The organism is Thermoanaerobacter thermocopriae JCM 7501 (genome assembly GCF_001310975.1).
Lineage (GTDB): Bacteria > Bacillota > Thermoanaerobacteria > Thermoanaerobacterales > Thermoanaerobacteraceae > Thermoanaerobacter > Thermoanaerobacter thermocopriae.
Genome location: NZ_BAZY01000029.1, coordinates 21,792 through 29,879, shown reverse-complemented (window position 1 = coordinate 29,879; position 8,088 = coordinate 21,792). Strand labels below are relative to the sequence as shown.

General features: G+C 32.4%; 10 protein-coding genes and 1 tRNA gene. 10 read left to right on the top strand and 1 reads right to left on the bottom strand.

Annotated elements, in window-relative coordinates; genetic code table 11:
- The first annotated feature begins 89 nt into the window (after window positions 1–89).
- The 7 genes from JCM7501_RS10135 to JCM7501_RS10105 all read left to right on the top strand — a co-directional run bounded on the left by JCM7501_RS10135 (window position 90) and on the right by JCM7501_RS10105 (window position 4,804).
- Window positions 90–165 (top strand) — tRNA-Thr (locus JCM7501_RS10135).
- Window positions 166–429: 264 nt separating this feature from the next.
- Window positions 430–1,275 carry a hypothetical protein gene (locus JCM7501_RS10130; protein ID WP_013570764.1) on the top strand — a complete coding sequence of 282 codons (846 nt, stop codon included), beginning with the start codon at window positions 430–432 and terminating at the stop codon, window positions 1,273–1,275.
- A 107-nt stretch (window positions 1,276–1,382) separates the two neighbouring features.
- Window positions 1,383–1,586, top strand: a complete 204-nt coding sequence (locus JCM7501_RS10125; protein ID WP_003867852.1) for a helix-turn-helix domain-containing protein — start codon at window positions 1,383–1,385, stop codon at window positions 1,584–1,586.
- Between the two features lie 220 nt (window positions 1,587–1,806).
- Window positions 1,807–2,016 (top strand): hypothetical protein, encoded by a 210-nt coding sequence (locus JCM7501_RS10120; protein WP_013570765.1) that lies wholly within the window; start codon window positions 1,807–1,809, stop codon window positions 2,014–2,016.
- 23 nt (window positions 2,017–2,039) lie between these two features.
- Window positions 2,040–2,651 (top strand): CHC2 zinc finger domain-containing protein, encoded by a 612-nt coding sequence (locus JCM7501_RS10115; protein WP_028992583.1) that lies wholly within the window; start codon window positions 2,040–2,042, stop codon window positions 2,649–2,651.
- The gene (locus tag JCM7501_RS10110; protein ID WP_054644861.1) at window positions 2,627–4,009 is read left to right on the top strand and encodes a DUF3987 domain-containing protein; all 1,383 of its coding nucleotides are present in this window, start codon (window positions 2,627–2,629) and stop codon (window positions 4,007–4,009) included. The genes JCM7501_RS10115 and JCM7501_RS10110 overlap by 25 nt, the downstream gene beginning before the upstream one ends.
- A 363-nt stretch (window positions 4,010–4,372) precedes the next feature.
- Window positions 4,373–4,804: a hypothetical protein gene (locus tag JCM7501_RS10105; protein WP_028992580.1), complete on the top strand. Its 432-nt coding sequence runs from the start codon at window positions 4,373–4,375 to the stop codon at window positions 4,802–4,804.
- A gap of 645 nt (window positions 4,805–5,449) precedes the next feature.
- Here JCM7501_RS10105 and JCM7501_RS10100 read toward each other — a convergent pair.
- Complete coding sequence (locus tag JCM7501_RS10100) at window positions 5,450–5,620, bottom strand: helix-turn-helix domain-containing protein (RefSeq protein ID WP_003867858.1); 171 nt, start codon at window positions 5,618–5,620, stop codon at window positions 5,450–5,452.
- A gap of 240 nt (window positions 5,621–5,860) precedes the next feature.
- Between JCM7501_RS10100 and JCM7501_RS10095 the strand changes: the two genes are divergently transcribed.
- The 3 genes from JCM7501_RS10095 to JCM7501_RS10085 all read left to right on the top strand — a co-directional run bounded on the left by JCM7501_RS10095 (window position 5,861) and on the right by JCM7501_RS10085 (window position 8,066).
- A complete protein-coding gene (locus JCM7501_RS10095) occupies window positions 5,861–6,223 on the top strand; it encodes a DUF6075 family protein (RefSeq protein WP_028992581.1) in 363 nt (120 codons plus the stop codon).
- A 133-nt stretch (window positions 6,224–6,356) separates the two neighbouring features.
- Entirely contained in the window at window positions 6,357–7,568 is a 1,212-nt protein-coding gene (locus tag JCM7501_RS10090) for a tyrosine-type recombinase/integrase (protein ID WP_012268865.1), read from the top strand.
- Window positions 7,569–7,844: 276 nt separating this feature from the next.
- The gene (locus JCM7501_RS10085) at window positions 7,845–8,066 is read left to right on the top strand and encodes a DUF3006 domain-containing protein (RefSeq protein WP_028992467.1); all 222 of its coding nucleotides are present in this window, start codon (window positions 7,845–7,847) and stop codon (window positions 8,064–8,066) included.
- The last annotated feature ends 22 nt before the right edge of the window (window positions 8,067–8,088 follow it).

The following is an 8,088-nucleotide window of genomic DNA, read 5'->3' as shown; positions in this document are numbered from 1 at the left end:
TTCTAGAAAAAATTTATAAAAAAGCTTGACATGTACTGCCGTTCTAAGTATAATATATAAATGTCAGGATAACGAAGGGCTAAAAAGGTGCTGGCGTAGCTCAATTGGCAGAGCAGCTGACTTGTAATCAGCAGGTTGAAGGTTCAAGTCCTTTCGCCAGCTCCAGTATTTGAGCAGGTTTAAGGGTATCGATAAAAAGTCGATACCCTTTTTTGATTGCGAGTTGATTGCGAGTTGAAATCTTGAAAAACAGCTACTTTTTAATATACTATATATAGTGTTTAATATAGTTTTAGATGTGTATATATGGTATAATATATTATAAGATTTACTTAGATAAAAAATAACCCATGGCAAGGACCAAGGATTATACACGACCATATATATTATATCCTGTCCTTGCAGGGAAAAGCAAGGAGGATGTTAGCAATGAATTTAGCATATGGTGAAATGGAACCGCAAGATAACATAATATCAAAAGAAAATGCACGAAATATATTTTTGAATACTATAAAAAAAGAAATGCCAGAAATATTACATACACTTTATAATAACGTTTATTCTATTTATAAGCAATTAATTATAGAGATAGAAGAAGCGAAAAAGGTACAAACAAATTATATTTCAAGATTAAACAAATATAAAAATAAGAAAAATGAATTTACAATACTTGCATGGAATGATAAAGATATAGAGGATGCAATAAACCATTATATTAATGAATTAACAGATGAATTTTATCCAGATTTAATACCACTTAAGGATGAATTAATTAAATGGGCAGAACGATATAATATTAATTGCAGTTGGATATTAGAAACTGCAATTGAAACTATGAGCCATTGGTATCGATTATCGCCATATGTGGGCAGCAAAATTTATGAAGAATGGCAATATAGAGGTGTCGTATTTTGGGGGTTGGATTTACCTTTATTTGAATTCCCGGAAAAATTTAAATGGGATATAGCGTTTGAAACAGAAAAACAATTTAAGGAAAAGGTCCAAGCGAAGTTTAATGAATACCTTAATAAATACATTGAAAAATGTAAAATGGAAGCGCAGGAAAAGAATTATGTAAAAGGCACAGAAAAACGCCAAGTTGAACATTTTGAATGGTTTGTCAGATACCAAGTGCAAGGTTGGTCGAAAGAAAAAATAGCTAGAGAATATCATGTTACAAGGCAAAATGTTAGTAATGCAATTAATGAAATTGCTGATTTAGTAGGTTTAGAACCAAGACCGACAAGCAAAGGGGGAAGACCGAAAAAGGGGTAAATTTTGTGAAACATATAGAATTTACTGGTAAATTATATATGAATTAAAAAAATTGCGTTTTTTGAACACCTTCTATGTTTTATTATGAGCATAGGAGGTGTTTTATTATGGATAAAAAGTTATTAAGGTTACCGGAGGTAGCAAGAATACTTGACTTGAAGGAGGACAGAGTATACGCCTTGGCAAGGGAAGGACTGTTACCGGTAATACGAATAGGCAGGCAATTAAGAGTAGACCCAGATAAATTACAGGAATGGCTTGATAATGGCGGGCAAGGATATCCCGGCGGTTGGAAAAGGGAGGCTGAATAAGGAATGCTAATAAGTATAATCACTTGTATTATTTGCTTAGTCTTAATCCTACAGGCGTTAAAAGACGTTAAAGCCTTAAAAGAAGATATCGAAAGCCTTGTAATTCGTAAAAAATCATAAGATAGTTACCGTTTTTTTAAGACAAATAGTTAAGGCATATATTTATACCTTTTAAGCATTGTGAAATAAAAAATAGGCACGTAGGAAGGGAGGCATAATTATGCTAACACCTTTGAAGGCAATTAGAAAGAAATGTTTGGAATGTAGCAATTATCAATATAAGGAAGTTGAACTTTGTCCTATAAAAGATTGTCCTTTATATCCTTATAGGTTAGGTAAAAGGCCTTCTACAATCAAAGGAAATGCAAAAAAGCATGAGATAGCTGAGGATGAGTTAAGTATTACTGAAGTCATCGATTTATTAGAATGATATTTTAATCGAAGGTGTTAAAGATGATTAATAGCGCTATCGATAAATTTACTCTAATTAAAGATAGCATTCCTTTAGTGCAGGCTATAGAATATTATGGCCTGCACCCTATTAAAAGGGGGAGGTACCATTGGATTAAGTGTCCATTTCATAATGATAAGAACCCTTCATTGGCAATCTATGAAGAATCCTTTTATTGCTTTGGTTGTGGAGCACATGGAGACGTTATAGATTTTGTAGCGAGATATTTTAACCTTGAACCATTAGAAGCGGTTTATAGGTTAGCGGAGGATTTTAATGTACCTCTTCCTGAAGAGAGGAGATTAACCAAAGAAGAAAAGAAAAAAATACAGCAACGTATACGGCAGAAACAAGAGGAAGATAAACTTTATAATGACTTTTTAAAGGCGTTTGACGAGACTTATGATTATCTATGTGAACTAAACCATTTATACACAAAAATAAAGCAGGCTATTAGCGAGCCTAAAGATATGGAACTAAGTGAATTTGTAGAAGCATGCCATGAGCAGGACCTAATTAATTACTGGTTGGACCTACTTCTTGAGGGAAATATTCAAGATAAACTTTTTGTAGTGGAGGAGGTTAAACAATGGAAACTAAGCAAGAAGTTATAGAAGCAATAAAAAAATTCAAGCAAGAAAGACAATTACCGAATACAGAAAAATTCTTTAATACTATTATACCACAACGACAGAAGGATAATATACAGGAAGAAGAAATAGAGGAAGCTATACCATGGCCAGAGGATTTGCCAGAAGCGGCTTATCATGGGCTTATAGGGGAAATTATAAGAGCCATTGAACCATATACAGAAGCCGACAATGTAGCTTTATTAATGAGCTTTCTTACAACGATAGGTAATTATATAGGCAAAAACATATATACGAAAGTAGCAGCAGATACACATGGTACAAACATTTTCACATTGCTAATAGGTGATACTGCAAAGGCAAGGAAAGGAACCTCTTTAGGACCAGTAAGAGAGGCTTTTAAAAGAATAGATGAGGATTATATAAAGGATAAAAATGTAGAAGGATTAGCCAGCGGTGAAGGACTTATTTGGGCTATAAGAGACCCTATAGTAGAAAAAGTAAAAGACAAAAAGACAGGAGAATTTAAAGAAGAATTAACTGACTTAGGAGTCGAGGATAAAAGGCTTTTAGTTACAGAAAGCGAATTTGCTACTATCCTAAAGAGGATGCAAAGAGAAGGCAACATATTATCACCTATTATTAGGCAAGCATGGGATGGATATAAGATACAGTCCTTAAGCAAAAACAATCCTGCAATTGTAACTGGACCTCATGTATCAATTATTGGCCATATTACAGTAGAAGAGTTAAGGAACCACTTAAGGAACGTAGAATTATTTAACGGATTTGCGAACAGATTTATATGGCAATGTGTAAGAAGAAGCAAACTATTGCCAGAAGGTCCAGTTATACCAGATACAATCTATAACGAAATTATACAAAAGTTAGTTGATGTGTTTAGATGGGCAAGAGAAAATAAAGGTGAAATACGCAGAGATGATGAAGCAACGGAATTTTGGAAAGAAGCATATCCTATTTTAACAGAGGGTAAAGATGGAGTGATTGGGGCTATTACAAGTAGAGCAGAAGCACAAGTTTTAAGATTATCATTGATTTATGCAATATTAGATAAATCAAAGGTCATAAGAAAGGAGCATATAGAGAGTGCATTAGCAATATGGCAAAGAAGCGAACAATCAGTAGAATTTATTTTTGGCGATAGTTCAGGGGATGAGATACAAGATAGAATATTGGAAGCATTAAAAAGAGGTCCTATGACACAAACAGAGATTTATGTAAATGTCTTTAATAGAAAAATACCAGCAATAAGAATAAGGGACACTTTACAGAAACTTTCAGCTAAAGGGTCAATCATTGGGAACAGTATACCCACTAAAGGCAGGTCTAAAACAGTATGGGAACTTAATGAACAAAAATAGTATTAGAACAAAAAACACAAAAAGGTCAAAAAGGCTTGTAGCAAGGGTTTGAAGGTGAGACAAAAAGAAAACATTAAGTAACATAAAGACTAAATTATAAGTCAAGTTATTTCTTTAAAAAAACTAAAGGTTGGACAGAAGAAAAAGAAGCTTTAGAGAAGGAAAAGAGAAGCAAAATTGTAGAAGGAGTTATTACAAAACAGATTGAAAATGAATAAGTCAAAAACTTTTATTTTACAAAATCTTTTTGAACCTTTTTGTTTAGTTTTTGAAATGGCTACAATACGCATGATTAGGCTTTTTGACCTTAATGACCTTTTTGAACGTAATAAAAAAGAAAACATTAAGTAAGGAGGTGTAAAAATGGAAAGTAAATCTTATTGGGAAGATAAAAGCCTTCTAAACAAAGTCAAAAAAGCATGGGAAGAAAAACAAAAATGGGACGAAGATAAAGCTTATAATTACCTGAAGGTTAAGTTAGAAGAATTAGCAAGAAAGTATTATGAAAATGGCAATTATGGAGCTATTACATGGATTGAAAAGCATAATCTTATACTTAATCAAAAGCATGATGAAGCTATGGAAAAGGTTAATCAAGCCTTTAGGGAAAAGAGTATTAGTAAATTATATGAAGGTGTAGCAGAGCTATATAGTGTATTCGCAGAAATAGAAGAGGCATATAAAAAGGCTAAAGAAATGGCTAAAAAATATGAGGTAGATATTTATACTATCTATTGGGACGAAGAGATAAAGGCATATAAGATAGTTAGTAAAACTTATAGGGTAGGGGTATAAAGAAATTTTATATAACCTTCTTGAGAACCGGCGGGCGTAGTTTAGCGCGCACAAAATTCCCTTTATCTTATAGAAGGGGAATAATACAATAAATACCCCCCTGCTAGGGTATTTCACACGAGGGGGGCTGAAATGCTAACAAATGCTAATGTTTTAGAGCTTAGGAAACTTAAGGTTTTGAGGGAGAAGTTATTAAGCTAAAATGTTAAAAAATGTCCAATAAATGCAACCTTTTAAAATCCTGCAGTAGGCTATAAATCAGGTTTTATTGGGTTTTTGGCATATTTTACATTAACAATATATCAAAGAACACATTTAAAACGCCTATAAGATGTCTACAGAGTTTTGAAATCTAAAGGAGACGAAAAGGAGACAAAAAATTAGATAAAAGTGTTACAAAGTGTTACAAAACAGAGGCTTTTAAAAATGGCGTAAGGCTTGAGATATAAGGCTTTGAGGGAGTAGGGGGTATAAAATCTTGTATATTTTCATAGCAGGAACCGGCAGGCGGGGTAGTGAACACATATTCGCAGGTTTTACTGTTTTTTTGGAAAAGGCTAATTTACCACTTTAAAGTAGTATAATTATACGAAATAGCAATTTAGTATAATAAGTTACAATAAGTCATAATAGATTATAAAACACTTATACGTTTTTGTTTTCATTCAATATCCGATTTAATTCACTTTCAGATATTCGCCATGTATCACCAAGCTTAATAGCTCTAATTTTCCCTTGTTTAATCCATTTATAAATAGTCATAGTATTTAGCTTTAGCTTTTCAGATACTTCTTTTACTGTAAAGTATTCTTCCACGATAATCACCTCTTTTACAATAATAGCACAGGATATAATTTATATCAATAAAAACTAACAAAGTATATTAAAATAAATTGACATGGTCGTTATATTACATTATAATATAACTTAATAAAATATGTTTAAATTTATTAAGTTATATGAGGAAAGTTAAAAGAAGAGTTTCGTACGAAATTCGTACAAAGTAGGAAGAAGAACATTAACCAAATTGACTAAAGTTGAAAGGAGAGAGGATTTATGCCTTCTAAGGTATCTATAAAGCTTGAAATTGAGGAAGACCATTTAAAACAGTTATCTAACCTCTTAGAGAGGGATAAAACACATCTACAGGACAAAGAGAGGATTGCTTTGTTTCATATTCTATCAGGGAAAGATAGTCTCTATCAAAACATTGATAAGATTTACGATTTTAAAGACCACACAATAAAACCAGAATGTTTAGATGATGGCGAATGGACAAATGAAGATAGAAAACTAATTGCATTGGCATTTAATCTTTATAACAACTACAAAATAACACCTTTAGAGGTGTTTTCGGGACTGAGCAAAGATTCCTTTTTATTGGCATTGGCAGGCATTGTAGAAAGGATTTACAGTTGATAAAAGGGGTTGCAATTTTGCAGCTCTCTTCCCTTAAATAACAAAAAGAGGTTAATTCAAGGTGAAGAAGGCTTTAGTATAAAAGATGTGAAACGAGCATTATAAAATAGGTCTATTTCAAGGAGGTTATGTTATGGCAAGACAAAGAGGGTCAGTGAAAGAAATAATTAAGGGAAAGAAGTATAAGATAAGCTTTTATATTGGTACTGATGGTAATGGAAAAAGGAAATACTATATTGAAACAATCGAATGTAAAAACAAAGCAGAAGCACAAAAATATTTAGCCAAAAAAATAGTAGAGTATGATACAGGGACATTGCCAATAGATGAAACTAATATTACGGTTAAGGATTATCTTAAAAAATGGCTTGAGACAAAAAAATCCTCTTTAGCACTCAAAACTTACAACGATTATGAACAAAAGATAAGATTGTATATCAATCCTGCTATTGGGAACTATAAGCTTTTAAAATTAACACCTTTAATAATACAAAATATGTACAATAATATGTTAGAGCAGGGCCTATCAGCAAGAACTATAAGATATACACATACAGTTTTAAATGAAGCATTAAAGCAAGCTATTAAGTGGCAGATGTTAAGATATAACCCGTGTGATGGAACTACATTGCCGAAGCAGGCAAAAAAAGAGATGAAAGTTTTAACGCCAGAACAGGCTAAAAAGTTTTTAGAAGCTTGTGTTTATAACAGATGGGGGATATTATTTGAATTGCTACTTATAAGTGGTATGAGACCAAGTGAAGCCTTAGGCCTTAAATGGGAAGATATAGACTGGAAAAATAATCGTATTGCAGTACAAAGGACTTTGACCAGAGTAAAAAACAATTGGCAATTAAAAGAACCAAAGACACCACAAAGCAGAAGAACAATTCCTTTACCAAGAGAAGTTATGAATGACTTAAAGGAGCATAGGAAACAACAGTCAAAGGAAAAGCTTAAGGCAAAAGAATATATCAATTATGATAAGGATAAGAATAAATTTAAACCAGAAGAATGGGAAGAAAAATTGAAAGACCCAAAGGTATATGTCGATTATGGACTTGTATTTGCTACTGAAACAGGAAGACCTCTTGACCTTGCAAATATTAATTATCAATATTTTAAACCTCTTCTAAAAAACGCAGGATTACCAAATATAAGACTTTATGATTTAAGGCATACATGCGCTACACTTCTTTTATTAGCAGGTGAAAATCCTAAAGTAGTAAGTGAAAGATTGGGACATGCGAATATAACATTAACACTTGATACTTATAGCCATGTTTTACCTACTATGCAGGAAGAGGCTACACAAAAGTTAAAACAAATGCTATTTGGAAGTTAATTTTTTTTGATTGCGAGTTGATTGCGAACTGAAAAAAACTTAATGAATCTCAAGCAATTTAACATAATATTACAAATGGCTGAAATCCTTAATACATGCAGGTTGTAAGGACTTGTAACACCTAAAAGAACATCAACAAAAGTAGCTGTTATGGGACTTGTAATCAGCAGGTTGAAGGTTCAAGTCCTTTCGCCAGCTCCATTTTTTTGTCAAAAAGCAAGGTTGATAAGACCTTGTTTTTTTGTTTTAGTGAAATTTTGCATGGGGTGAATGATAATGAGTAAGAAAAATGAAATTTGCATTATAGATAGATTTGAAGGGGATTGGGCAGTCATAGAATGGAAACATAAGACTTTTAATTTACCTCGAGAATTACTTCCTAAGAATGTAAAAGAAGGTGATGTAGTAATATTTAGTGTGGATGTAGATAAAGGGGAAACAGAAAAACGCAAAAGAGCTGTTGAAGATTTAGCAAAAGATTTATTTAAAGACGAATAAAAACAGATAAATCCTAAAATGG

Excerpts from the sequence above, each read along its gene's own strand:
- JCM7501_RS10130 (WP_013570764.1), top strand. The coding sequence starts at position 430 with ATGAATTTAGCATATGGTGAAATGGAACCGCAAGATAACATAATATCA.
- JCM7501_RS10125 (WP_003867852.1), top strand. The coding sequence starts at position 1,383 with ATGGATAAAAAGTTATTAAGGTTACCGGAGGTAGCAAGAATACTTGAC.
- JCM7501_RS10120 (WP_013570765.1), top strand. The coding sequence starts at position 1,807 with ATGCTAACACCTTTGAAGGCAATTAGAAAGAAATGTTTGGAATGTAGC.
- JCM7501_RS10115 (WP_028992583.1), top strand. The coding sequence starts at position 2,040 with ATGATTAATAGCGCTATCGATAAATTTACTCTAATTAAAGATAGCATT.
- JCM7501_RS10110 (WP_054644861.1), top strand. The coding sequence starts at position 2,627 with ATGGAAACTAAGCAAGAAGTTATAGAAGCAATAAAAAAATTCAAGCAA.
- JCM7501_RS10105 (WP_028992580.1), top strand. The coding sequence starts at position 4,373 with ATGGAAAGTAAATCTTATTGGGAAGATAAAAGCCTTCTAAACAAAGTC.
- JCM7501_RS10095 (WP_028992581.1), top strand. The coding sequence starts at position 5,861 with ATGCCTTCTAAGGTATCTATAAAGCTTGAAATTGAGGAAGACCATTTA.
- JCM7501_RS10090 (WP_012268865.1), top strand. The coding sequence starts at position 6,357 with ATGGCAAGACAAAGAGGGTCAGTGAAAGAAATAATTAAGGGAAAGAAG.
- JCM7501_RS10085 (WP_028992467.1), top strand. The coding sequence starts at position 7,845 with ATGAGTAAGAAAAATGAAATTTGCATTATAGATAGATTTGAAGGGGAT.